The following is a 25,007-nucleotide window of genomic DNA, read 5'->3' on the forward strand; positions in this document are numbered from 1 at the left end:
GCTGCCCTTGCCGACGAGCCGGGTGCCGGTCAGAGCCGGCGCCGCCGGGACGGCACCGCCGCGGCCTTCTCGGTGCCCAGGAAACCCAGCAGCAGCTTGGTGACGATCTCCGGCTGGTCCAGCGGGATCCAGTGGCTGGCGTCCTCGACGCGCTCATAGCGCCACGAGCCCTTGACGAACTTCACCGAGCCCGTCATGCCCTCTTCGAGCAGCGCCTTGTCCCCGGTGGACCAGATGCCGAGGGTGGGCGCGAGCACGGGCGGGAAGTTGCCCTCCACGCGCAGTTCGGACTCGGGGGAGCGGTTGGCGCGGTACCAGTTCAGCGCCGCGGTGAGCGCGCCCGGCTTGGCCAGCTCGCGCGGGTAGCGCTGGTGGTCGCCCTCGCCGCCCATGATCTCCTTGAACAGCCGCCACCCGTTGCGCCGCAACAACTGCTCGCTCACGCCGGGGAACTGGTAGAAGAGCATGTACCAGCTGGCCTTGCGCTGCTCGATCGACGGCGTGCTGAACACACCGGGGTGCCCGACCGACAGCACGGCGAGGTGGTCGACGCGGCGCGGCATCAGGAACGCGTACATCCACGCGATGGCGGCGCCCCAGTCGTGTCCGACGATGTGCGCCTTGGGGATGCCGAGGTGCTGCGTCAGCGCCACGACGTCGTTGACGATCGTGCGCATGTCGTACGCCTCGACCTCCTGCGGCTTGCCCGACTCGCCGAAGCCGCGCAGGTCGGGTGCGATGACCCGGAAGCCCGCCTCGACCAGCGGGTCGATCTGGTGCCGCCACAGGTAGTGCGAGTCGGGGAAGCCGTGCAGCAGCACGACCGGGTCGCCCTCTCCCTTGTCCACGTAGGCGATGTCGATGCCGTTGACGTGTGCCGACCCGGTCAGCAGGGTGTCCTTGACGCTCATGCCCTCTCCCTGAACAGCCTCTCGGCGAAGAACTCGCTGAACCCGAACTCCGGCACGTCCTCTGGCGGGACCATGTTGAGCAGGCCGGTCACCGACGCGGCGAAGTTGTCCGCCATCAGCTCGCGCGCCCGGCGCCGGCGCTCGGCCGCGACGGGACCGAACTCGCAGTGCAGCTTGGCGATGATGTCCGCGCCGAAGTGCAGCCGGTCCATCCGGAACTTCCGCTCGGCCAGGTACCCCTCGAAGGCCGCGGGGGACCAGTCGTCGCCACCGGTCAGCACCTCGCACACGGCACGGGTGTCGCGCAGGCTGCACGACAGGCCGGTGCCGAGCACGGTGTCGGCGTTGCCCGCCTCGTCCCCGACGAGCACCACGCCGTCCATGACGATCGGCTGCTCGGGGAACATCGCGACCGACGGCCACAGCTTGAGCGGCCCGATCGGTGTCGCGGCGGTGTAGACGGCCTTGCCGCGGTCGGGCAGCGACGCCAGCTCGAAGTCCGCGATGAACCGCTTCTCACCCTCCGGGCCCTGGTAGAGCTTCCGGTTGGCGGTGGGGAAGTTGATGTAGAGCCGGGCGTTGCCGTCGCCCTGCGGGAACACCATGAACATCTTCTCGTCCTCGGTGCCCATCGCCTGCACGTCCATCGGCCAGTCGTCCAGGCCGGTGACCCGCAGCCCGCCGCCCCAGTGGTGCACCGAGGTCGCCATGGACACGCCGACCTGGCGGCCGACCGTGCAGCCGCGGCCGGTGGCGCCGATGACGATGCGCGGCTTGGCCAGGTGTTCCTGCCCCGCGTGGGTCCAGCGGACCTCCGGGCTGGTTCCGGCGGTGACCTGGACCCGCTGCGCGCCCATGACCACCTCCGCGCCGCCGTCCTCCGCCTGCTCGGCCATCAGCGCGCAGACCTCGTGGTGCGGGAACGACATGGGGCCGCCGACACCGGGCACGAACCGCGTCATGTCCACGGTCTCCGCCTCGGCCGGGTCGACCGTCTCGTCCCACTGCGTCCACTCGCGGATCTCCCACGCGCCGCCGAGGCCGAACGCCTCCTCGACGCCCAGCGTCTGCGCCTCACGCAGGCCCCACGGCGCGATCCACTCACCGCGCACGATGTCCCGGTAGGTCTCCTGCTTCTCCAGCAGCACCACGGACAGGCCGTTCTGCACGAGGTTGGCCGCGGCGGACGCGCCCGCGATACCGCCGCCCACCACGACGACGTCGACTCCGGTGTGCTCGACGGTCATGCCTGCCACCTCTCCCAGGACGTGCGTTCCTTGGCCGGAACCCGCTTGGCGGGGCGGAAGTCCGTGCCGATCGTGTAGGCGACCGGTACCAGGCAGACCTGGGTGACACCGGCGGGAATCCCGAGCAGCTCGCCCACCTGCCGCTCGAACGGCAGGTGCATGCACGTGATCGTGCTGCCGAGCCCGCGGCTGCGCAGGGCCAGCTGGAACGACCAGACCGCGGGGAAGATCGAGCCGTAGAAGTTGCTGGCCCGCATGGCCCCGATCCGCACGCCCTCCTGCCAGGTGCCGAGGTTGCGGGTACCGGTGGAGCCGAGCCACTCGGCGTCGATCGCGCCGATGTCCGGCGGACGGCCGAGCACGCACGGGATCACGAGCGCCGGCACCCTGGCGATGGTCTCGGCCAGCGCGGCGGCGGAAGCGTTGTTCTTCTTGGCTTGCGGGCTGTTGCGGCGGCGCCCGGACCGCGTCCACACCTCTTTCTGGTGGAACTGCCAGGAGATGTCGAACAGCTCCGCCAGCTGGTCCTTCACCGCCTGCTCGGTGATCACCACCCAGCGCCAGTTCTGCTGGTCGTTCGCGGTCGGGGCTTGGACGGCGATCTCCAGCGCCTCCTCGATCACCGCGCGCGGCACCGGCCGGTCGAGGTCGAGCCGGCGGCGCACCGACCGGGTGGTGGTGAGCAGCCGGTCGGTCTCCAGCACGTCGAAGGGCAGGCCGGTCACACCGCACCCAGCAGGGTTCCTCCGCGCACCGAACCGGGCGCGGCGCTGAGCACGAGGGCCTTGGCCGGCCTGGCCGGCAGCTCGGGCTTGGTGACGTAGGACTCGACCGTGCCGGCACGGGGGCTGGTCAGTCCCGCGATGGCCGGTGCGACGCCGTCGCGCAGCGCGAGCGCGGCCAGCGCCAGGTTCAGCGCGCCGGTGGCCGCTCCCGCGTCACCGGTCAGTCCCGCGGTGGCGGTGAGCCGGGCGGACGGGACGGCGCCGAGCACCGCGCCCGCCTCCGCCTCGTCGGTCGCGCTGCCGGTGGCCGCACCGACCACCAGGTCCACGCCGTCGGTGGGCAGCGCGGCGATGGCGCGTTCCACCAGGGCCTGCTCGTCGTCCGCTCCGGCGCTCGCGTGGGCGCTGCTCAGCACCCGCGCGTACGGGGTCGCGCCCCTGGCGGCGGCGTGCGCGGCCGACTCGACGACCAGGGCCACCGACGCCGACGCGGACGCCTCGCCCGAGTTGCGGTCGTAGGGGTCGACCTGCGCGCCGTCGCCGGGCTGCGGTGACTCGTCGGCGGCGACCACGACCACCACGTCCGCCTTGCCGGACCGGATGATCTCCACCGCGCAGTCCAGCGCGATGGACGCCGACGCGCCGCCGTTGCAGATCGTCGTGGTCGGGCCGCGCAGGCCCAGGGTCTGGCACACCGCGCCGCCGGTGGCGTTGAGCACCACGTTGGAGAAGCTGAGCACGGCGGGCTTGTTCGGGTTGGCCAGCACGCTCTCGTCGAACCCGCCGGTGCTCTCCACCGAGCCCGCCGCGGTGGCGAAGACGACGCCCACGTTGTCCAGGGCGGCGCGGGGCAGCTTCAGCCCGGCGTCCTCCCAGGCCAGCCGGGAGGCGGCGATCGCCATGCGGGACAGGTGGTTCATGTGCCGCCACAGCGAGCGCGGCGCGAACGTGCGGCCCTCCAGCGACGGCTCCGCGCCGACCGCGGTGCGGCCGTTGGCGACCGCCTCGGCGACCTCGGCGATGCCGGTGCCCAGACCGGTGACCGGTCCGAGGCCGGTGAGGACGACCTCGGTGGCCGGCAGCTCGTCGTACTCGCGCGGGCCGCCGGGGCGGCGCAGCACGAGCGAGGCGTTGTTGCCGCCGAACGCGTAGTTGTTGGACACCACGACGTCCATGTGCAGCGGACGCGCGGTGTTCGGCACGAAGTCCAAAGTGGACTCCGCAATCGCCTCGTCGGTGAACCCGATGGTGGGCGGCGCGGTCGCGGTGCGCAGGGCCAGCACGCTGGCCACCGCCTCGACCGCACCCGCCGCGCCCAGCGTGTGCCCGATGAAGCTCTTGATGCTGCTGGTCGGCACCTGAGGCGCCCGCTCGCCGAACACGGCGCGCATGACCTTCTTCTCCATGGCGTCGTTGGCGGGCGTGCCGGTGCCGTGCCCGTTGACGTAGTCCACCGCGTCGGTGTCGAGACCGGCGTCGGCGAGAGCCCTGCGCATGGCCGTGATGCCGCCGCGGCCGGTCGGGTCCGGTGCGGTGGCGTGGTAGGCGTCGGCGGACAGGCCGTAGCCCGCGACCTCCGCCAGCGGCTCCGCACCCCTGGCCAGCGCGTGGTCCAGCGCCTCCACGACCAGGAAAGCCGCGCCCTCACCCAGGTTCAGGCCGTCCGAGCGGCTGTAGGGGCCGCACGGGCGGGCGCTGAGGGCCTGCAGGCCCGCGAACCCCGCGTAGGTGCCGAACAGCAGCGGGTCGACGCCACCGGCGAGCACCACGTCCGCCTCACCGGTGAGGATCTTGTCCTTGGCCAGGCCGACCGCGTTGCCGCCCGCCGCGCACGCGGTCGAGACCAGGACGCGCGGGCCGGTCATGCCCAGCTTGCCGGCGATGACGTCACCGGTGGCGTGCATGGGCTGGTAGCCGCCCGCCGCGGTCGGGGTGGCCTGGCACTTGCCGAGGACCAACCCGAACCGCTCGCCGGGCAGCTCCGCGGGCGTGGCCGCGCCCAGCCCCGCCCTGCTGACCGCCTGCCGGGCGGCGACGAGGGCGAGCCGGGCCGTGCGGTCCAGCCCGGTGTCCTCGGCCGGCAGCTGCGCGTCGATCCACTCGTCGGGCACCTGGCCCGCGAACCTGGCCTCGAACGCGGCGAACCGTTCGTCGTCCACGGCGGTGATGCCGCCCGCGCCGGCGGTGAGCCGGGCCCAGAACTCCTCCGGGTCCCTGCCCGCCGCGCAGATCACCCCGACTCCGGTGATGACCACTGGCCGCAGCGCCATGCTCGCTCCTCCTCGCAAACCCCGGGCGACCGCCCGGGGGACCAGATCAGATGATCGGGGTGCTCCAGCTCTTGGGCGTGACGTACGGGCTGGTCAGCGTGACGACCTCGGTGTCGCCGACGGTGACCGTGAGCCCGGCCGCGGCCAGGTCCGGCGGCAGCCGCAGCAGGCCGAGGGAGGACTTCAGCCCGATGCTGTGCACGGCGTGGACGACCTCGCCGATCTTCTCCCCGCCCACGGTGACCGGCGTGCCCGGCGCGGGCACCTCGGTGCCGCCGGAGAAGCCGACGGTGCGGCGCTCGGCCGTGCCCTCGAAGGCGGCCACGACGGCGGCACGCCCGACGAACTCGTCCTTGGTGATGTCCACCAGCCAGCCCGCGCCCATCTCCAGCACGTCGACGCCGTCGCCCGCCTCGTGGCGCACGACCGGCTGCCGCACCTCCAGCATCGCCAGCTCCACGGCGTCCTGACCGGCGGGCACGGCGTGCTCCAGCGCCTTGGTCCACAGCCGCTCTGCCGACTCGCGCGGCACCAGCACCTTGTACCCGTACTCGCCCGTCACACCGGTGCGGGCGAAGAGGATGTCCACGCCGTCCCACTGGCTGTCCACAACGGACTCGAACGGCAGCGCGGCCAGCTCGCCGTCGATCAGCCGGCCGACCACGCCCCACGCGTACGGGCCCTCCAGGCCGAAGAGCGCGTACTCGTCCGTGCGGTCGGTGATCTCCACACCGGGCTCGGCGTGCGCGCGCAGGTGCTCCAGCAGCCGGGTGCCCGCGCCGGTGGAGGACTCCAGCAGCAGGCCGTCCTCCCGGCCCCACACCACGACCTGGTCCACGACGGTGCCGTCCTCGGCGAGCACCAGGCTCGTCATGCAGCGCTCGGCGGTCAGGTACTCCACGTCGCGCGCCAGCACCTTCTGCGCGAAGTCGACGGCGGCGCCGCCGGAGAAGCTCGATGATCCGCTCGCCGGACAGGTCCAGCAGGGCGGCCCGCTCCCGGATCGCCTCGTACTCGGCGTCGAGCGTGCTGAACCGGAGCGCGACCTCGGCGTCCAGGACGGTGCCGTGCGCGGTGCCCTCGGGGTGCGCGGCCTTCACCGGCGACGTCAGGGGTTCCATTGGCGTGTCAAACCTTTCCGGTAGGGCTGGTGGCTGCCGGGTCGGCGATGGTGATGGTGCCCTCTGCGGCGATCTGGCCGTCGACCCTGGCGCTCACCTTGAACTCGCTGAAGCCGCGGGCTCCCGCCGTGCGGTCGGCGGTGATGACGAGCTGGTCACCCGGCACGACGGGGCGGCGGAACCGCATCGACCGCACGCCGGCGAGGTAGCCGATCGGCCCCGCGCCGGCGAGGGCGAACACCACGCCGGCGAGCTGGGCCATCGCCTCGACGACGATCACGCCCGGAAGCACGGCCGCGCTCGGGAAGTGCCCCTGGAACCACATCTCCGTGGCCGCGACGTTCTTGATCCCGACCGCGCCGACACCGGGCTCGACCTTCTCGACCCGGTCGATCAGCAGGAAGGGCCACCGGTGCGGCAGGACCTCCCGGAGCTGGTCGTTGGTCAGCGACGTCCCCGCACGCACGGGCTCCCGGGTCGTGGTCATGCCGAACCGGTCGAGGCCTGCTCGGCCAGTGCCGGGTTCACGTGGTCGGCCAGGCGCGACACCGAACCGAACACCGACATGTCGCTGTCGTAGAGGGCGACGCCGAACTCGGCCTCGATCGCCACGTACAGCTCCAGCACGTCGAGGCTGTCGAGCTCCAGTCCGCGGCCGAACAGCGGCTGGTCGTCGGTGATCCACGCGGGCTCGATCGGCAGGTCGAGCCGAGAGACGATCATCTTCTTGATCTGGGCGCACGTGTCGTGCCGGGCGGCCGCCGTGGCGCGCAGTTCGTCGAGGGTCACGCTTGTCCTTCCGTCCGCTGGGTTGTCCGGCTCGGGGGTGTTCCGGCCCGGGGGATCAGCCGAGCCCGCCGCCGTTGGCGACGAACGTCTCGCTGGTGATGTAGGACGCCTTGTCGGAAGCCAGGAACGTGACCAGGTTCGCGATCTCCTCCGGGCGGCCCATGCGGCCGAGCCGGATGCGCGAGGAGTAGTCGTCGCGCAGCTTCGCGGGGATGACCTTGGTCATGTCGGTCTCGACGAACCCCGGCGCCACCACGTTGACGCGCACGCCGTGCGGAGCGGCCTCGTAGGACAGCGCCTTGGTGAACGCGATGATCGCGCCCTTGGACGCGACGTAGTTCGTCTGGCCGGGGAAGCCGCCGTCCAGGCCGCTCGCGGAGCTGAGGGTCACGATCGCCCCGCGCCGCTGGTGCTGCATGATGCGCATCGCCTCGCGGCAGGCCAGGAACGTGCCGTGCACGTTGATGTCCATCGTCTCGCGGAACGTGGCGCTGCTCATCGCGACCAGGTGCCGGTCCCGCGTCACGCCCGCGCTGGTGACCAGCACGTCGAGCCGGCCGTGCTCGGAGCGCACGGAGCGGAACAGCTCGCGCACCGCGTCCTCGTCGGTCACGTCGGCCCGCACCGCGCTCGCGCTGCCGCCGTTCTGCTCGACCTGCGCGACAAGTTCCTCGGCCTGCTCCTCCGAGCGGGAGTAGTTGACCACGACGTGCACGCCGTGGGCCGCCAGGTCGACCACGACGGCCCGCCCGATCCCGCGCGAGCCGCCGGTGACCACGGCGACCGATCCTTCGGCGAACATGGTGCCCCCTCACGTTGTCCAAGGCTTGCCCGCTGTGCACGCCGTCGTTCGGCGCAACGCTACTGACCTGCGACTTCAGTGCTCTATCACTTCGATATCCGCCTCCTTGACGTCCCCGCGGCGGTGTCGCAGGCTCCTGCTCATGGCTGACTTCGAGGTCGACGTCCTGATCGTGGGTGGTGGCCCGGTCGGCCTCGCCGCGTCGATCGAGTGCTCCCGCAACGGGTTGACGTCACTGCTGGTGGAGCGGCACCAGGGGACGTCGATCTTCCCCAAGGCGCGCCTGGTGTCCACCCGCACGATGGAGCTGGTGCGGGCGTGGGGAGTGGGGGAGGAGGTCGAGCGCGCCGGACTGCCGCGCGAGGACAGCCTGGCCGTCGGCGTCGGCTCCTCGCTGACCGCGGACGACTTCCACCGCGAGGTCGCCCCGCTCGCCGAGGACGCGCCGCACAGCCCCACGTACACCTACATCTGCGCGCAGGACAGGTTCGAGGTGGTGCTGCGCGGCCTGGCCGAGCGCTCGCCCGGTGCGGACGTCCGGTTCGCCACCACCCTCACGTCACTGGAGCAGGACGAGTCCGGTGTGGACGCCGTGGTCGAGTCCGCCTCCGGCCGCGCCACCGTGCGCGCCCGCTACGCCATCGCCGCGGACGGCGGGCGCAGCACCGTGCGCGAACGGCTCGGCATCGGCGTCGAAGGCCCGCCACCGCTCGGACACATGATCAGCATCATGTTCGACGCCGACCTGGTGCCGTTGCTGACCGGCAGGATGTGCGCGCTGTACTTCATCCGCAGCGCGATCCCGTGCGCGGTGGAGGCGGTGGACAACCAGCGGCGCTGGATCATCCAGACCGGTTACGACCCGGCGGAGGGTGGCAGCGAGGCCGACTTCACGCCCGAGTTCTGCGTGCAGGTGGTGCGCGAGGCCGTCGGCGTGCCGGACCTGGACGTCGAGCTCGTCGGCGTGATGCCGTGGCTGCAACAGGCGGTGACCGCGACGCGCTTCCGCTCGGGCCGGGTGTTCCTGGCGGGCGACTCGGCGCACGTGTCGACGCCGCAGGGCGGGTTCGGGATGAACTGCGGCATCCAGGACGCGCACAACCTGGTGTGGAAGCTGGCGGCGGTTTTGTCGGGCACGGCCGGCGAGGCCCTGCTCGACACCTACGACGCCGAGCGCCACCCGATCGGCGAGCGCACCGTCGGCGAGAGCCTGGCGAACGCCTTCATCACGTTCCAGATGATGGAGGGCAAGCTGTCCATGAAGGAGGCCATCGCGCAGCAGGCGGGCCGGCGCAGCTGCGAGGGCCTGGTCCTCGGCTTCCACTACGACTCCGCCGCCGTCGTGCCGGACGGCACCGGCGCACCGGTGGTCGAGGACCCCTACCGGACCTACGTCCCGACCGCGCGACCGGGCCACCGCGCGCCGCACGTGCCGCTGACCAGGGGTGCGGAGTTGCTGTCCACATTGGACCTGTTCGGCGCGGGGTTCGTCCTGCTCACCCCGGCGGGCAGCGGCTGGGCGCAGGCGGCGAAGGAGACCGGCTCCCGGACCGGCGTGGCGATCAGCGCGGTCGAGGTGTCGGCCGACGGTTCGACCGCGGTGGTGTCACCGGACTGGGCCACGGTCTACGGCGTGGGGGCGGCAGGTGCGGTGCTGGTGCGGCCGGACGGGCACGTGGCCTGGCGCAGCACGGACACCGCGTCGACGGACGCGCTGTCAGTGGCGGTGGACGCCGTTCTCGCACGTGGTTGACCGGCCCACTGGCCGGAGTGGTGCTGCCCGCCGCGCGGTGTGGCGGGCAGCACCGGTCAGGCGGGCACGTCGCGCGGTTTGGCGCGCCGCGCCGTTCAAGCGAGCATGCCGCGAGGTTGGCGGGCGGTACCGGTCAGGCGGGCACGTCGCGAGGTTGGCGGGTGGCACCAGTCAAGCGGGCACGTCGCGCGATTCGACGGGCCGCACCGGTCACGCGGGCACGCCGGTCAGCCAGCGGCGGTCCTGGCGGTGCGGTGCCGGCCGGACGCCCGCCGCCGCGCGGCGCAGCGGCAGCGGGAAGCCGTCCGCCGAGCCGACGATCCTGCTCGCCTCACCGCGTTCCTCCGCCACCCAGTCGTTCCCGAGCAGCATGGTCAGCAGCTGCCACGACTCGTCCGCCGTCAGCGGCTCCAGGAACGCCCGGTGCGCGCCCTGACGGGCGACCAGCTCGTCCATCGGGTGCCTGCTGGTGACGATGGCCCTGGTGTGCGCGCCGCTGGGCAGCAACGGCCGCACCTGGGCGTGGTCCACCGCACCGTCCAGCACCACCAGCACCCGCTTGTGCGACACCGTGCTGCGGTACAGCGCGACCTTCTCACCCGGATCGTCCGGAATGGACGCCGCGGGCACGCCGAGCGCCCGCAGGAACCGGTCGAGCACCACGGCCGGCGGCACCGGGCGGCCGAAGTCGTCCACCAGCTCGGAGTGCAGCTGCCCGTCCGGGAACCGGTCGAGGCGGTGGTGCGCCCAGCGCAGCGCCAGCGCCGTCTTGCCCACCTCACCGGGGCCCGACAGCACGACCACGCCCGGCACGTCGGTGCCCGGCGCGAGGGCGGCGTCCAGCCCGGCCAGCTCGGCCGACCGGCCGGCGAACGGCAGGACCTGGCGCGGCAGCTGGGACGGTGCCACCGCCGGCACCTCGACGCGGACCGGCGCGAGCAGCGCCGGCGCGTCGCGCAGCACCTGCTCGTGCAGCTCCCGCAGCTCCGGACCGGGCTCCAGGCCGATCTGCTCGATCAGCACCCGCCGGGCGTCCTGGTAGGTGCGCAGCGCGTCGGCCCGCCGGCCCGACCGGTACTGGGCCAGCATCAGCTGCGCCCGCGCCCGTTCGCGCAGCGGGTGTTCCGCCACCACCGCGGCCAGGTCCTTGCCGACCCGGTGGTGCAGCCCGAGCCGCAGCTCCAGCTCGGCGCACGCCTCCACCGCGTCCAGTCGCGCCGACTGCAGCGACACCGCCTCCGCGCGCAGACCGGGCAGGTCCTCGAACGGCACACCGCGCCACAACCCCAGCGCCTCGCGGTACAGCGCCGCGGCGCCCGCCACGTCACCGCTCGCCGCGCGCGGCCGGGCCCTGCCGACGAGTCCGTTGAACCGCAACCAGTCCACGGAGTCCTCGTCCAGCCGCGCCACGTAGCCGGGGCTCGCGGTGTCGACGGCCCTGCCCGACTCGCCGAGCGCCCGCCGCAGCCGGGACACGCAGATCGCGATCTGCCCGCGTGCGCTGGCCGGCGGGTCGCCGTGCCACACCGCCTCGATGAGCCGGTCCACGCTGACCACGCGGTTGGCGTCGAACAGCAGCCGTGCCAGCACCGCGCGCTCGCGGGGACCGCCCACCCGCACTTCGACGCCGGCGCGCAGGAACCGGATCGGGCCCAGCACGCCGAACTCGACAGGGGCGGGGGTCAACGCGACCGCGCCAGGTGCTTCTCGACCTCGTCGGCGGCGCGCGCCGCACCGCCCGCCTCCGCGACGGCCTTGCGCATGAGGTCCGACCTGGCCGCGATCTCCTGGTCACCGAGCACCGACGTGACCGCGTCGACCAGCACCTCGGGCGTGAGGCCGGCGGGGTCGAGCACGGTGCCGAGGCCCAGTTCGCGGACCCGCCACCCGGTGGGCCGGTCGAGCGCGGAACCGGGCACGCACACCATCGGCGTGCCGGACCGCAGTGCCTCCATCACTGTGCCCATGCCGGCGTGGGTGACGCACAGGGCCGCGTGCTCCAGCACCGCCACGTGCGGCACGAAGTCGTGCACCTCGACGTTGGGCGGCAGGTCGCCGAGCGAGGCGCGGTCCACACCGCCGCCGGTGGTCATCACCGCGTGCCACGGCCGGCCGCGGAACGCTTCGACGCACGTGCGGAAGAAACCCTCGTCCTCGTTGAACACCGCGCCGAGCGACACCAGCACCACGGGCAGGTCGCCGGCGGGCGGCGTCCACGTCCCGAGGAAGCCGCGGTCGCCGACGCACGGCCCGACGAACGCGAACCGCTCGTCGAAGGTCTCACCCGCGTACTGGAACTCCCGCGGCACGGTGACCAGGCTCAGCGGCGGCACCTCGAACCACACCTCGTGCGGCGCGGCGGCCACCCCGTAGCGGGCGCACAGCGCGCCGATGCGCCCCATCGTGGTGGCGACCCACTCGGGCATCTCCCTCGGCCGTTCCCGGGCCGGCTGCTCCGCGGCGTCGGACTCGGGGTTGTACATGGCGTTGAGGAAGGAGAAGTGCTCGTTGGAGGCGAACACCGGGATCACCTGCGCGGCGGGAACGTCCCAGTGCCGGGCCAGCACACGGGCCCCGTGGAGCACCGAGGTGTCGTAGACCAGGCAGTCCGGCCGGTCGCCGTCGAGCTCGGCCGTCGCGGTGGCGAGCATGGCCTCGCTCTCGTCGAGCAGCACGCCCATCAGGTAGCCGGGATCGTTCGCCACGAGGGCGAAGTCGGCGTCGCGGTACCGGGACGGGTAGGTCACGACGGTGGCGCCCGCCTCGGCGGCGATCTCCGCCATGCTCGGTGCGGTCAGGTAGGTGACCCGGTGCCCGCGCGCGGCCAGTTCGGTGACGACCGCGAGGTTCGGGATGACGTGCCCGTGGTCCGGGTGGCACATGAACAGGAAATGCCGCGACATTTGTCGTCCTCGCCCCGATTGTTGTGCTGGAATCCGGCGACCCTGCCGGGAGCGTGGTCACCGTAAAGCGACCGGAAGCGGCCTGGACACCCCTATCACTCCTGTTCCCCGGCCATGGACGAGCGGGTCGCCGGTTGCCTCCAGGGGGTCGGTTCCAGCCACCCTGACCTGCAGATTAGGGGTTACCCCCTAGCCGGGGGCCAGACCTAGGCTGGCCGGGAAGCCGACCACAGCGAAAGGGCTGCCGATGGCCACGCTCGTCTGGGACTACTCGCGCGAATACGAAATGGAGCGCAAGGACATACTCGACGCGGTCGAGACCGTGTTCTCCTCCGGCAGGCTCGTCCTCGGGCCGAGCGTGTCGTCCTTCGAGGCGGAGTTCGCGGCCTACCACGGCGTCGCCCACTGCGTCGGCGTGGACAACGGCACGAACGCCCTCCGCCTGGCGCTCCAGGCGCTCGGCGTCGGCCGCGGCGACGAGGTCGTCACGGTGTCCAACACCGCCGCGCCGACCGTGCTGGCGATCGACGCCGTCGGCGCCGCACCGGTGTTCGTCGACGTGGACCCGGACACCTACCTGATGGACGTCGCCCAGGTGGCTTCGGTGATCACGCCGCGCACCAAGGTCCTGCTGCCGGTGCACCTGTACGGCCAGTGCGTGGACATGGAACCGTTGCAGGAGCTCGCACGGCAGCACGGCCTGCTGGTGCTGGAGGACTGCGCCCAGGCGCACGGCGCGCGCCACCACGGCCGGGTGGCCGGGTCGATGGGCGACGCCGCCGCGTTCTCCTTCTACCCCACCAAGGTGCTCGGCGCCTACGGCGACGGCGGCGCGACGATCACGAACAACCCGGAGGTGGACGCGAACCTGCGCCGCCACCGGTACTACGGCATGGAGAAGACCTACTACGTCGTGGAGACGCCCGGCCACAACTGCCGGCTCGACGAGGTGCAGGCGGAGATCCTGCGCCGCAAGCTCGTCCGCCTGGACGACTACGTGGCGGCGCGGCAGGCGGTGGCCGCGCGGTACGCGGAAGCGTTGGCGGACACCGACCTGGTGCTGCCGTCGACCGCGCCGGGCAACACGCACTCGTACTACGTCCACGTGGTGCGCCACCCGCGGCGCGACGACATCCTGGAACGCCTGAAGGCGCACGACGTCCACCTGAACATCAGCTACCCGTGGCCGGTGCACACCATGACCGGGTTCGCACACCTGGGCTACGCCGAGGGCAGCCTGCCGGTGACCGAGCGGGTGGCCGGCGAGATCTTCTCGCTGCCGATGTACCCGTCGCTGCCCCAGGACACGCAGGAGCACGTGGTGGACGCGCTCAAGCAGGTGCTGGCGACGCTCTGACCGGGCCGGTGGCGGGCGGCACCGCCCGCCTCACCCGCGCGGGAGGAGGCTGCGCAGGCACAGCAGCAGGCTGCGGGCCTGGATGTTGACGTAGAAGCTGTGCCGCAGCAGCTCCTCGTACTGGTGCAGGGTCAGCCACCGGTACTCGGGGTCGTCCCGCGCGACCTCGGCGTCGGTCTCCACGACCAGGTACCGGTTGCGGGCGCCGAGGAACCGGCCGCCCTCCTCGGACAGCACGGCGTCGAAGCGGATCTTGGTCGAGCCGAGCACCTCGTCGAGGAACCGGGGCCGCGCCGGCAGGTGGTCGTGCGCCTCTGGCACGCACTGCACGGTGGGCGCCAGCTCGGTCACGTCGGCGTAGCCGGGTTCGGTGCGCGCGTGGGTGAGCACGTGCAGCACACCGCCGATCTCCTTGACCAGGAACGCGATCACCCCCGTGCCGACCGGTTCGATCATCGGCTGGGACCACGCTCCGACCTCACGCCCGCCGGCCCGCACGTCCACGCCCACGACGGTGAAGAACCCGCCGCTGCGGTGCGCGATGACGCCGTTCTCACGAGTCCAGTCCGGCAACCCGGCCAGCGGGCCGAGGGCGACCCGCAGGTCGGTGCGGGTGCGGACCTCGGTGATCCAGCTCAGCACCTCTCCGGTGGTGTGCACGCCGGGCGTGGCCGGGTCTCCCGACCGGACCAGGGCTTCGCTGAACGGGTCGGTGGCCGCCGCGGCCAGTGCCGCGCCGCCGCCGGGCAGGCAGGCCAGCACCGTGCGGGCGTCCATGTTCACCAGGTCCGGCACGGTCATCAGGCCGGCGATCTCGCCGAGGGTGAACCAGCGGAACCCCTCACGCACCTCGACGTCGCCGTCGACCTCGACGACCATGTTGCGGTTGCGCTTGCGGTAGAACCACGCGCCCTGCTCTGACTGCCGGATGTCCACCAGGACGTGGTGGCCGGAGGTGTCGCGGAAGTGCTCCAGGTAGGGGATGGGCTTGCCCTGGTGCACGCGGGTGTAGTTGCTGCGGGTGGCCTGCACGGTCGGCGACAGCTGCAGGCCGTTGGCGTTGCCCGGTTCGTGCTTGGCCTGCATCAGGCAGTGCAGCACGCCGTCGACCTCCCGCACGAGGATGCCGAGGATGCCGATCTCCGGCTGGTTGATGATCGGCTGCGACCAGTGCGGCACGAGCGCGCCGGGCAGGTCGACGGCGAGCGACTCGACGCTGAAGAACCGGCCGGTGTGGTGGCGCAGGTTGCCGGTGCCCGGTTCGGTGAGCCAGCCGGCGAGGTCGTCCAGCGGCACGCGCTCGACGTTCATCCAGCTGTGCTCCGCGGTGCGGGCGAGCCAGGCGTGCACGGCGTCGGCGTCACGCGCGGCGAGCATCGACTCGGCCAGGCGCGTCCGGGCAGGACGGCGGGTGGGTGCGGTCACCTGGGGTGCTCTCCTCTGCTCAGGTGGCGTGGACCGGCAGCAGTCCGGTGTCCCGCGCGAGGGCCAGGCCCGGTGCGGCGCGGTCGCGTTCGGACAGCACGACGTCGGCCGGAACGGGCAGTGCCAGGTCCGGGTCCACGATGGACACCGCCAGCTCGTCCGCGGGTTCGTAGCCGCGGGACAGCAGGTAGTGCACGGTGGAGTGGTCGTCGAGGGCGATGAACGCGTGGCCGAGCCCTGGCGGGAGGTAGACGGCGCGGAAGCCGTCGCCCGCCAGCTCGACGGAGTCCCACTCGCCGAACGTCGGCGAGCCGACCCGCAGGTCCACCACGATGTCCAGCACCCGCCCGCGGGAACAGGTCACGTACTTCGCGCACCCCGGTGCCGTGCGGGCGTAGTGCACGCCGCGGGCGACCCCGCGGCGTGACACGCTGGCGCTGGCCTGGGCCACGGCGAACAGCGGCGCGCCGACCGCCTCGGCGAACACGTCGTGCTGGAACGGGGAGACGAACAGGCCGCGGTCGTCCGGGAACACCTCGGGCTCGAACTCCCAGGCCCCGCCGACAGAGAGTGCGCGGGCTTTCATCGACGACCTCCGTCTCAGGACGGTGATCAGCGTGCAGCGGCCCGAACCGCGTGGTCAACCAGCTTAGGGGAACCCCTATCCGCGGTTAGGGGTGTCCGGCCGCAGACCGTCCACTGAGGACTGAATCAGGTGGGCGACGGTCCTCGACACCGCGTCGGCGAGGGGAACCCGGGCCCGCCACCCGGTGGCGAGGGTGAGACCGGCCGGGTCGGCCACGAGGCTGTGGAAGTCCGACGCGGTGGCGTACGGCGGTGGTGGCACCGACAGCACCGGCACGGCCGGGCGACCGGTGTGTTCCGCGACGGTGGCGGCGACGAGCTCGAACAGCGCCCGCACCGGGACGCCCGTGCCCGAGCCGACGAGCCACGCCCGTCCGGCCAGCCGGTCGGCGTGCGCCACGGCCGCCGCGAACGCCTCGGCGACGTCCTCCACGAACACCAGGTCGCGCCGCACGTCCCCGGCTCCCCACACGGTCAGCGGCTCGCCCGCGAGCGCACGCCGCGCCATCGCGGTCACCACACCCCGGTCAGGAGAGCCGGGGGAGGGGCCGAACACGGTGGGCAGCCGCAGGGAGCAGCCGCCCGCGTCGAGCACGAGCCGTTCGGCGGCGCACTTCTGCCGGTCGTACTCCGACTCGGGGTGGTCGGTCTCGGTGCCGTCGATCCGCTCCGGCGCGCCTGGCCCGACCTGCGAGGTGGAGCCGGCGAACACGACCGTCCCACGAGCCGCGTCCACGGCCTCGGCGACGATGCCGACGTTGACCCTGGCGGCGTCGGCCGCGCCACCGGCGGCGACCCGCCAGGTGCCGCCGCCGGTGAACAGCACCAGCGGCAGCACCACGTCCGCGCCCGCGACCGCGGCGGCGACCGCGCCGGGCTCGGTCAGGTCGGCCGCGACGACCTCGGCCGGGAACGGCGGCACGCCGGGACCACGTGCCACCACCCGCACCCGCGCGCCCCGCGCCGCCAGCCGTGCGGACACCGCGGAACCCACGAACCCCGACCCGCCGAGCACCGCGACGAGAGCGCCGCCCAGTTCTCCCGGCACGCTCACACCACGTGGACGTCGGGCACGTACAGGATCCACTTGCCGCCCGCCTCGCGGAACGCCTCCTCCTTGGCCATGATCTCCTCGGCGTGGTTCCAGGCGAACAGCAGCGCGTAGCCGGGGTAGGGGTCGGCGAAGGCGGCCGGCGGGCGCACCGGGATGCCCGAGCCGGGCGCCAGCCGGTGCTGCTTGGCGGGCGTGGTGTCGCTGATGAACTCGACCAGGTCCGGTCCGATGCCGCAGAGGTTCGTGACGGTGGCGCTCTTGGCGGTCGCGCCGTAGCCGACGACCCGCTCGCCCTTCGCCTTCAGCTCGTTCAGCAACGCCAGGAGGTCGGTGCGGATCGTCCGGACCCGGTCGCCGAACCCGTCGAGGACGGCGCGGTCGTGCAGGCCGCGCGCTTGCTCCTCGGCGAGCAGGGCGGCGACGGCCGCGGACGGGGTGCGCGCACCGGGCAGGGCCAGGGTGTAGCGGACCTCGCCGCCGTGCACCGGCAGGCGTTCGACGTCGACCAGCTCCAAGCCGTGCCGGCGGGCCATGGCGTCCACGGAGGTGGCGCTGAACAGGAAGAAGTGCTCGTCGTAGATCTGGTCGAACGAGGTCTGCTCGACGATGTCACCGAGGTAGGGGTCCTCGAACACGAACGCCCCACCGGGCTTGAGCAGCGCCACGACACCGCGCAGGATCGAGTCCGCGTAAGGGATGTGGCAGAACGTGTTCGCCGCGTACACGAGGTCGGCCGGACCGTCCTGGTCGCGGATGGACAGCGCGGTGGACTCCTCGAAGAAGTCCTTGCGGACCCGCACACCCGCCTCGGCGGCCAGGTCGGCGACCGCGCCGGACGGTTCCACGCCCAGGTGCCGCACGCCCGCCGCCGCGACGGTGCGCAGCATGGTGCCGTCGTTGCAGCCCAGCTCGACCACGAGCGGGTCCTCGCCCGCCAGCTCGGTGCTCAGGAACCGCTCGGCCAGCGCGCGGAAGTGCTCGCGCATCACCGCGGACCCCTGCGACAGGTAGGGGTAGTCCTGGTGGAACATCTTCTCCCTGGGCACCTCCTCCATCAGCTGCACCATCGCGCAGTCCGCGCACGCGCCCACGGCGAGGCGGTAGGTGAACTCGACGGAGGTTTCCTCGGGCAGCCGGAACGCGTCGGACAGCGGCTGCTGACCGAGGTCGAGGAACTCGGTGACCGTCCCTGCGCAGACGCGGCAGGTGGACTGGTTGGGCATTGGCGGGTTCTTTCTACTCGGGAGGGGCACGGGTCACCCCCGTGCTTCGAAGGCCCGTGGTCCGGCGCCGGTCCGCTGGGACAGGCGGCGCGGCAGGTCCGCCCGGCTGCGCATGCCCAGCTTGCGGTAGACCCTGGTGAGGTGTTGCTCGACGGTGCTGACGGTGATGTAGAGGATTCCGCTGATCTCGCGGTTCGTGTGGCCTTTCGCGGCGAGCTCGGCCACCCGCAGCTCGGAGTCGCTCAGGACCGATCGCCCGTCACCGGTGTCGCCGTCCTCCCAGCCGGCCGGGAGGGGCAGGGCGCCGGGGCACGACGCCCCGGTCTCGGCCACCGCGATCTGGGACAGCTCGCGCGCCTCGGCGTGCTGGCCCAGGGCGTCGAGCGCGTCACCCAGGTCGGACAGGGCACGGGCCAGCTCGACCCGGTCACCTGCCCGCCGCAGGTGCCGTACGGCCTCGCGCAGGAGCGCGGGTCGCTCGGCGGGCTCGCCCGCGGCCGCGAGGACCCGCAGCGCCGCACCGCGGGTGCGGCGGTCGCCGGCCGGCAGCAGCATCTGCTCGCTGATCAGCTTGCGAGCCGCCTCCGGTCGGCCGAGGGTGAGGTTGGCCTGGGCGAGGCCGCAGCGCCACGGCGCGAGCACCGGCAGGTCGAGGCCCCACGCGAGCATCCGGGTGCCGCAGTTCTGGAAGTCGCTGATGGCGGCGAGCACCCGCCCGACGGCGAGGTTGCCGTTGCCGCGGGCGTGCAGGTAGCGCAGGCCGGCGGCGGTGGCGAACATGGCGTCGGGCACGCGCTGCCGCATCACCTCGGCGATCACGTGATGCCGGCCCAGCGCGGTGTTGGCCTCCAGCAGCACGGCCAGCGGGTAGCCGATGGACAGGCCCCAGCCCTGGTGCGGCAGCAGGGCGAGTGCGGTCTCGGCGCGTGCGGCGGCCACCGCCACCTCCCCGCGCCGCAGGGCGATGTCGGCCCGGACGACCTCCAGGACCGCCTGCCAGGTCACCGCGCCGCCGCGGACGGCCTCGGCGGTGAGCCGGTCGCACCACCGCTCTGCCCGGTCGGGGTGGCCGCTGTGCACCAGGATCAGCAGGGCGGTGAGCACGACCTCCAGCGACATGTCGCCGAGCCGGCAGCTGCGCAGGATGTGCTCGGCGCTGGCGATGGCGTCGGGGTGGAACTCGGCGGTCCAGAAGGTGCCGATGGCCTGTGCGGCGGCCACCCACGGGTCCGCGTCGGCCACCACGTCGCTGGCCACGGCGCTCGCCGGGTCGAGGCCGTGGAACCACTGGCAGACGATCCGCAGCTCGGCCGCGCTCTGCGCGTCCAGCATGCCGGGGTTCTGGTTCAGCACGGCGAGCGCGCGCACGGCCGTTGCCTCGTCCCCGATCCACAGCGCGTGGTGCACGACGGTCATGGCGTCGCGCCCGCGCAGCCGGCCGGCCCACATCGCCTCGTGCAGGGGTTCCATGTGCACGACGGCGGCGGCCGGGTTGACCCGCCACAGCGCCCGCACCAGGACGCTGGTGATGCCCAGCCGCTCGTCCGGCTCGACCACGGGCAGCGCGGGTTCCAGGTAGCGCACGGCCGCTGCCACGTCGTCGCCCATGAGCGCCTGTTCGGCGGCGATGCGCAGCACGGAGACCGGCCAGCCCGGCGCGACCCGGTCGGCGGCCACGAGGTGGTCGGCCACCACGGCCGCCGCCGCACCGCGCTGGTAGAGCAGCTCGGCGGCACGGGCGCGCAGCCGCACCCGTTCGGGACCCGGCGTGCTGTCGAGGACCGCCGGCCCCGCGCCGGGGTGGCGGAAACGGCCGTCGAGTAGCAGACCGGCGGCGGTGAGCACGTCGACCGCCTGCTCGACGGCCTCGGGCGTGGTGCCGGCCAGCCGGCCGAGCAGGACCGGGGTCCGCTCCTCGCCGAGCACGGCGATGGCGCGCGCGACCTCGAGGAGCCCCGCCTCCCAGCGGTGCAGGCACTCCAGCACCGCGCGCTTGAACGCGGGACCGACCTGGTCCTGACCGATCTCGTGCCCTGCCTCGAAGTCCTCGACCATGGCCCGGACCAGCATGGGGTTGCCGCCGCTGAGGCCGTGCCAGGCGGGCGCGAGCGCGTCGGGATCGGGCACCCGGTCGCGCAGCAGCTCGGCGATCCCGCACACCGACAGCGGAGCGAGCCGGATGCGGTGGTGCGGCCGCCGGGTCAGCTCGGCGTGGAACAGCGGCAGCGTCGGCTGCGGCTGCTGCCACTCGGCGAGCACGACGACCACCCGTCCTGCTCTCATCCGCCGCCTCAGGTAGAGGATGAACTGCAACGAGGAACTGTCAGCGAATTGCACGTCGTCCACGCACAGCACGACCGGTCTTTCCCGCGACAATTCGAGCAGAATTTGACACAGTTCATGCACGGGCCGCACATAAGAATGAGGAATTCTCCGCACGTCCGCGCCGGGGTCGGTCACGGTCGCGGCAATCGGCGTGATGAGGTGGGAAACGCGGTCCGCTATTTCCGGCGGCAGACCTGCGCCGTGGAACAACTGGTCGATGACGCCCGCCTGCAGGGGACGCTCGGCCGGCGCGCCGGTCGCGGTCAGCAACAACGCGCCCGAAGCGGCGGCGTGCCGCTGGAACCGTTGCAGCAGCTCGGTCTTCCCGCTGGCCACGCCGCCACTGACCAGCGCGAGCCTGCCTGTTCCCGCAGAGCACTCCGCGAGCAGGCCGACCAGCTCGGCAAGCGCACCACCATGGTCTGTCGGCACCAACCGTCCAGTTCCCTCCAACATGGCCACCGATGGTCTTTCCGCTGCAGCTCACCCCAAGTGGACGCTTTATAGCACGGCTTCCCGGCTTGTCCAGCGCCTTTGGTGACATCGCCCGAGAACAGCGGCCAAACGTGTTCGCGGCACGCCTGGCAACCATTGGAATCACGAATCCGAATGTGGCCGATCGCGTCTCAATTGGCGGCGAACGGGCTAACCGGTACGGCCGAATCGCGGTCTGCCGAACCTCGGGTGCGCGATTCCGGAGCATGCCGTAGCACAGCCTGGGCGGGACATCATCGTGTTGATCGAATCCGTGTCGCAACCGTAGTCACGCCGCCGCGGCGGGTACGGGACACCGAAGTGCCGCACGCCGGGCGGCGCCCCGGTGCCGCCCGGCGCGTCCGGGCCACGGCCAAGATCCACAGGTGGCCTCGGGGCCGGTGCATGGCAAATGACATGGGTAACCGATACACCGCCGGAACGGTGAATCCTTCCCGCGAAACGGACATAACTCCGAATATGTCGACTCCGGTGTGGACGCTGGGGCCGACCATTTTCCGCGCACCCACGGCGTGTTCACGTGGTTGCGTCGACAATCTTCCGCTTGCGGAGGTTTTTCCGGTATGCGTTGATCACCCGGTAGGCCTTGGACAACGTTGCCACGTTGTCGCGATAGGACGGCGTGGCGAGCACCTGCCGGACGGCGCCGGCACGACCAGCTCGGCGAGGTCGTCGTCGGCCGGCGTTCCCCGCGTCACCACGACGACGGGGCGGTCACCGTCCAGTTCGGACCACCAGGCGGGTTCGGCCAGCGGCTCCACCGGCAGTACGAGGACGTGCTGCTCGAACGCCTCCTGGGACCGCTCGGCCGCTGACGCGCCCGAGCGGTCCCGCTCAGCGCCTCACCGGGAGGCCAGCTGACGGCGCAGCCACGCCGCTCGGGCGGCGATGGCGTCCTGCGAGAGCACGGCGTGGGGCACCACGACGTCGAACCCGTGGAACCCGCCGGGCCAGACGTGCAGCTCGACGTGGCAGCCCGCCTGCCACATGCGGGTCGCGTGGGCGACGTCCTCGTCCCGGAACGTCTCGGCCGACCCGACGTCGACGAACGCGGGCGGCAGGCCGGAGAGGTCCGCGGCGCGGGCAGGCGCGGCGTACGAGGACACGTCCGGTCCTCCGCGGACGCCGTCGCCGAGGAGCGCGTTCCACCCGGTCTCGTTCGAGGAGCTGTCCCAGATGCCGAGGCTGCGCATCTGCCGCGCGGAGGGCGAGTCGTTGCGGTCGTCGAGCATCGGCGACAGGAGCAGCTGAGCCAGGACCGCCGGGCCGTTGCGGTCGCGTGCCATCAGCGTGACACCCGCCGCGAGGCCGCCGCCGGCGCTCGCACCGCCGATGACGACGCGCCCGGGGTCGATGTTCAGCTCGTGGGCGTGCTCCGACACCCACACCAGGCCCGCGTAGCAGTCCTCGACGGGACCGGGATGGGGTGTCTCGGGTGCGAGCCGGTACTCGACCGAGACCACGGCCATGCCCATGGGTTCGGCCAGGTCCAGCATCTCGGCCAGGCCGAACCGGTTGTCCCCGACGATCATGCCGCCGCCGTGGACGTGGTAGATCGCCGGCGTCGGGGTCGCCGCGTGCACCGGGAGGCAGATCAGCAGCGAGATGTCCGGCTCCCCGTCCGGTCCCGGCACCACCCGCTCCCGCACGCTGTAGGCGCCACCGCGCGAGAGGACCTCGTCGGTCGGGGTCTCCACCCCGGGAACGGGCTCGCGCATCTCGGCGATGTTGTCCGGACGGTACGCGTCGGGAGGACGCAGGCTGCTCAGCACCTCGACGACGGGAGCGAGCTCCGGGTCGAAGGGCGGCGGCGGTCCGACCGGCCGCCCGGAAGACCGCTCCGTTGTCCGCGTGGTCATGGGTTCTCCTACCGGCAGGCGGCGGGATGTCCGCCTGCCGCGGTCACAGGTCGTCGATGAGGTGGAAGGGGTTTCGGCTCAGACGGTCGGGACGGTCCCGCCGTCGATCACGTACTCGGCGCCCACGATCGCCGTGGCGCGGTCCGAGACCAGGAACCCGACCAGGTCCGCGATCTCCTCGGTGTTCGCGAACCGTCCCAGCGGTACTCCTCCTAGGGAGTCGTAGATGGTCTGCTTGGCTGCTTCCCGCGTGATCCCGTTGCCCTCGGCGATCCGGTCCACGAACCGTTCGTAGGCTTCGGTCTCGATCCCGCCGGGGCTGATGGCGTTGACCCGCACGCCGCGCGGCGCGAGCTCGTTGGCCAGTCCCTTGCTGTACGTGCGCAGCGCGGCTTTCGCTGCCGCGTAAGCCAAGGACGCGTCGTACTGCGGCAGCTCGCGCTGGATCGAGGTGAAGTGCAGCACCACGCCCGACCCGGACTCGATCATCGCCGGGAGGAGCGCCCGATCGAGCCGCACCGCTCCCAGGAAGTTGAGGTTCAGCTCGGTGAGCCACTGGTCATCGGTGATGACCGCGAACCCGCCGGCCGGTGTCGACGCACCTCCGACGACGTGCACCAGGATGTCGAGTGCGCCGCCGGTCTCGCTGATCCGAGCGGCCACGGCGTCGGCGCCCTCGACCGTCGTCGTGTCCGCTTCGATGAACCGGTCGGGGTGCTCGTACCCGTCGGGCATCGTCCGCGCCGTCACGAAGACGTCCGCACCCATCTCCCGCAACCTCTCGGCGACGGCCTTGCCCGAGCCCTTCGAACCGCCGGTGACCAGCGCCCGGCGACCGTCGAGGCGGTCGCGATCCGAACTTGACATTTGTCTCTCCACTGAAGATCGATGTGACGCGGGCGCGGTCAGGCTGCGTGGTTGGCGATGACGAGTTCGGCGACGAGGTCGTCCCGCAACGCGAACCGGTAGTCGAGCTCGGCGACACCACCGGGGAAGGTGCCCTCGATCCGGACGGTCACCACCCAGTGGCTGCCGTCGACGCGGTGAGCGCCGATCTGCTCGGTCGTGTACTCGAACTCGGACCCGGCGTCCCGCAGGAACGCGTGGGTCTCCTCCCGGCCGCGGAAGGTCTCGTCCTGGTCGACGATCACCGCGTCCTCGGTGAGGAACGACGAGGCGGTGTCGGCGTCGCGGGCGACGTGGGCGGCGAAGAACTCGCGCACGGTGGCCGGGAGCAGGTCGGACGGGAGGTCGGTGTGCTGTGTCATGAGCCCACCGTGTCGCCTCACGGCGCGGGAGGGTCAAGCCGTGGACCCTCTCCCAGGGGGAGAGTCCACACTGAACGGGTGCTGACCATCGGGGAGTTTTCGCGTCTGACCCACCTGAGCGTGCGGACCCTGCGCCGCTACCACGAGGCGACCCTGCTGGAGCCCGCCGTGGTGGACGAGAGCACCGGCTACCGCTACTACGCCGTCGACCAGATCCCGACCGCCCAGGTGATCCACCGGCTCCGCGAGCTCGACGTCCCCCTGAGCGACGTGCAGCGGATTCTGCGGACCCCCGACCCCGGTGTCCGGGCGGCACTGGTCGCGGACCACCTGCAGCGCCTCGAAGACGTGCTCGACCGGACCAGGGCCGCGGTCGTGTCGCTGCGGCGCCTGCTCCGGCCCGATCCCGCGCCGATCGCCGTCGAGCTGCGTGCGGAGCCGGCCAGGACGGTCGCGGCGGTGGAGGCCGTGGTCGCAGGTCGTGACATCGCGTCCTGGTTCGCGGGCGCGATGGCCGAGCTGGAGGCGGCCGTCGGCTCCGCCGCGACCGGACCTCCCGGCGGTTGCTACGACAACGCCCTGTTCGAACAGGAACGCGGTCACGCGCTGCTCTACCTGCCCACTGCGGCACCACCCCGCACCGGACGCGTGCACCCCGTGGTTCTCCCGGCCGCGGAACTGGCCGTCACCACCCATGTCGGCGAGCACGACAACGCCGACGTCACGTACGGCGAGCTCGGGGCCTGGGTGGTGGAGAACGCGATGTCGGTGGCCGGGCCGGTGCGGGAGGTCTACACCGTCGGCCCGCGTGACTCCGGTGATCCCGCCGCGTGGCGCACCGAGATCGGCTGGCCCGTCTTCCGCGTCACCTGAGGCGGCCGGCGCGGTGGGAGGT

The 25,007-nt window shown here is 72.4% G+C and carries 22 protein-coding genes; 4 read left to right on the forward strand and 18 right to left on the reverse strand.

Features of this window, described 5'->3' with window-relative positions; all coding sequences use genetic code 11:
* Positions 1-29: 29 nt before the first annotated feature.
* The 8 genes from ACVDFE_RS21425 to ACVDFE_RS21460 form a co-directional block, all read right to left on the reverse strand.
* The gene (locus tag ACVDFE_RS21425) at positions 30-911 is read right to left on the reverse strand and encodes an alpha/beta fold hydrolase (protein ID WP_360393493.1); all 882 of its coding nucleotides are present in this window, start codon (positions 909-911) and stop codon (positions 30-32) included.
* The gene (locus tag ACVDFE_RS21430; RefSeq protein ID WP_360393495.1) at positions 908-2,158 is read right to left on the reverse strand and encodes an FAD-dependent oxidoreductase; all 1,251 of its coding nucleotides are present in this window, start codon (positions 2,156-2,158) and stop codon (positions 908-910) included. Before ACVDFE_RS21430 ends, ACVDFE_RS21425 begins: the two co-directional genes overlap by 4 nt.
* Positions 2,155-2,883 carry a nitroreductase family protein gene (locus ACVDFE_RS21435; RefSeq protein WP_458431595.1) on the reverse strand — a complete coding sequence of 243 codons (729 nt, stop codon included), beginning with the start codon at positions 2,881-2,883 and terminating at the stop codon, positions 2,155-2,157. Before ACVDFE_RS21435 ends, ACVDFE_RS21430 begins: the two co-directional genes overlap by 4 nt.
* Entirely contained in the window at positions 2,880-5,153 is a 2,274-nt protein-coding gene (locus tag ACVDFE_RS21440) for a beta-ketoacyl-[acyl-carrier-protein] synthase family protein (protein ID WP_360393500.1), read from the reverse strand. The genes ACVDFE_RS21435 and ACVDFE_RS21440 overlap by 4 nt, the downstream gene beginning before the upstream one ends.
* 46 nt (positions 5,154-5,199) lie before the next feature.
* Entirely contained in the window at positions 5,200-6,054 is an 855-nt protein-coding gene (locus ACVDFE_RS21445) for an aminomethyl transferase family protein (protein ID WP_458431596.1), read from the reverse strand.
* A 227-nt stretch (positions 6,055-6,281) separates the two neighbouring features.
* A complete protein-coding gene (gene fabZ, locus ACVDFE_RS21450) occupies positions 6,282-6,761 on the reverse strand; it encodes a 3-hydroxyacyl-ACP dehydratase FabZ (RefSeq protein WP_360393506.1) in 480 nt (159 codons plus the stop codon).
* On the reverse strand, positions 6,758-7,063 hold the full coding sequence (locus tag ACVDFE_RS21455) for an acyl carrier protein (RefSeq protein WP_360393509.1): 306 nt from the start codon (positions 7,061-7,063) through the stop codon (positions 6,758-6,760). Before ACVDFE_RS21455 ends, fabZ begins: the two co-directional genes overlap by 4 nt.
* A gap of 55 nt (positions 7,064-7,118) precedes the next feature.
* On the reverse strand, positions 7,119-7,865 hold the full coding sequence (locus tag ACVDFE_RS21460) for a 3-oxoacyl-ACP reductase family protein (protein WP_360393512.1): 747 nt from the start codon (positions 7,863-7,865) through the stop codon (positions 7,119-7,121).
* Between the two features lie 142 nt (positions 7,866-8,007).
* On the opposite strand from ACVDFE_RS21460, the gene ACVDFE_RS21465 reads away from it, so the two are divergent.
* Positions 8,008-9,618, forward strand: a complete 1,611-nt coding sequence (locus ACVDFE_RS21465; protein ID WP_458431597.1) for an FAD-dependent monooxygenase — start codon at positions 8,008-8,010, stop codon at positions 9,616-9,618.
* Positions 9,619-9,828: 210 nt separating this feature from the next.
* On the opposite strand, the gene ACVDFE_RS21470 is transcribed toward ACVDFE_RS21465, so the two are convergent.
* Both ACVDFE_RS21470 and ACVDFE_RS21475 read right to left on the reverse strand, forming a co-directional pair.
* Positions 9,829-11,304 carry an AfsR/SARP family transcriptional regulator gene (locus tag ACVDFE_RS21470; protein WP_360393518.1) on the reverse strand — a complete coding sequence of 492 codons (1,476 nt, stop codon included), beginning with the start codon at positions 11,302-11,304 and terminating at the stop codon, positions 9,829-9,831.
* Positions 11,301-12,521 carry a macrolide family glycosyltransferase gene (locus tag ACVDFE_RS21475; protein WP_458431598.1) on the reverse strand — a complete coding sequence of 407 codons (1,221 nt, stop codon included), beginning with the start codon at positions 12,519-12,521 and terminating at the stop codon, positions 11,301-11,303. The genes ACVDFE_RS21470 and ACVDFE_RS21475 overlap by 4 nt, the downstream gene beginning before the upstream one ends.
* A gap of 247 nt (positions 12,522-12,768) precedes the next feature.
* Here ACVDFE_RS21475 and ACVDFE_RS21480 point away from each other — a divergent pair, with 247 nt between their 5' ends.
* On the forward strand, positions 12,769-13,878 hold the full coding sequence (locus ACVDFE_RS21480; protein WP_458431599.1) for a DegT/DnrJ/EryC1/StrS family aminotransferase: 1,110 nt from the start codon (positions 12,769-12,771) through the stop codon (positions 13,876-13,878).
* Between the two features lie 30 nt (positions 13,879-13,908).
* On the opposite strand, the gene ACVDFE_RS21485 is transcribed toward ACVDFE_RS21480, so the two are convergent.
* The 5 genes from ACVDFE_RS21485 to ACVDFE_RS21505 form a co-directional block, all read right to left on the reverse strand.
* Positions 13,909-15,303 (reverse strand): NDP-hexose 2,3-dehydratase family protein, encoded by a 1,395-nt coding sequence (locus tag ACVDFE_RS21485; RefSeq protein ID WP_458431600.1) that lies wholly within the window; start codon positions 15,301-15,303, stop codon positions 13,909-13,911.
* Positions 15,304-15,322: 19 nt separating this feature from the next.
* Entirely contained in the window at positions 15,323-15,889 is a 567-nt protein-coding gene (locus ACVDFE_RS21490; RefSeq protein ID WP_458431601.1) for a dTDP-4-dehydrorhamnose 3,5-epimerase family protein, read from the reverse strand.
* Positions 15,890-15,964: 75 nt separating this feature from the next.
* On the reverse strand, positions 15,965-16,936 hold the full coding sequence (locus ACVDFE_RS21495; protein ID WP_458431602.1) for an NAD-dependent epimerase/dehydratase family protein: 972 nt from the start codon (positions 16,934-16,936) through the stop codon (positions 15,965-15,967).
* Positions 16,937-16,938: 2 nt separating this feature from the next.
* On the reverse strand, positions 16,939-18,165 hold the full coding sequence (locus tag ACVDFE_RS21500) for a methyltransferase domain-containing protein (protein WP_458431603.1): 1,227 nt from the start codon (positions 18,163-18,165) through the stop codon (positions 16,939-16,941).
* Positions 18,166-18,198: 33 nt separating this feature from the next.
* Positions 18,199-20,922 (reverse strand): AAA family ATPase, encoded by a 2,724-nt coding sequence (locus ACVDFE_RS21505; RefSeq protein ID WP_458431604.1) that lies wholly within the window; start codon positions 20,920-20,922, stop codon positions 18,199-18,201.
* 659 nt (positions 20,923-21,581) lie between these two features.
* Between ACVDFE_RS21505 and ACVDFE_RS21510 the strand changes: the two genes are divergently transcribed.
* Positions 21,582-21,800 carry a hypothetical protein gene (locus tag ACVDFE_RS21510; protein ID WP_458431605.1) on the forward strand — a complete coding sequence of 73 codons (219 nt, stop codon included), beginning with the start codon at positions 21,582-21,584 and terminating at the stop codon, positions 21,798-21,800.
* Between the two features lie 27 nt (positions 21,801-21,827).
* Here ACVDFE_RS21510 and ACVDFE_RS21515 read toward each other — a convergent pair whose 3' ends face one another.
* The 3 genes from ACVDFE_RS21515 to ACVDFE_RS21525 all read right to left on the reverse strand — a co-directional run bounded on the left by ACVDFE_RS21515 (position 21,828) and on the right by ACVDFE_RS21525 (position 24,112).
* A complete protein-coding gene (locus tag ACVDFE_RS21515; RefSeq protein ID WP_458431606.1) occupies positions 21,828-22,844 on the reverse strand; it encodes an alpha/beta hydrolase in 1,017 nt (338 codons plus the stop codon).
* 78 nt (positions 22,845-22,922) lie between these two features.
* Positions 22,923-23,711 (reverse strand): SDR family oxidoreductase, encoded by a 789-nt coding sequence (locus ACVDFE_RS21520; protein ID WP_458431607.1) that lies wholly within the window; start codon positions 23,709-23,711, stop codon positions 22,923-22,925.
* A 38-nt stretch (positions 23,712-23,749) separates the two neighbouring features.
* Positions 23,750-24,112, reverse strand: a complete 363-nt coding sequence (locus ACVDFE_RS21525) for a nuclear transport factor 2 family protein (RefSeq protein ID WP_458431608.1) — start codon at positions 24,110-24,112, stop codon at positions 23,750-23,752.
* A gap of 78 nt (positions 24,113-24,190) precedes the next feature.
* Between ACVDFE_RS21525 and ACVDFE_RS21530 the strand changes: the two genes are divergently transcribed.
* Entirely contained in the window at positions 24,191-24,985 is a 795-nt protein-coding gene (locus ACVDFE_RS21530) for a MerR family transcriptional regulator (RefSeq protein ID WP_360393545.1), read from the forward strand.
* Positions 24,986-25,007 lie beyond the last annotated feature (22 nt).

Source organism: Lentzea chajnantorensis (assembly GCF_054300775.1).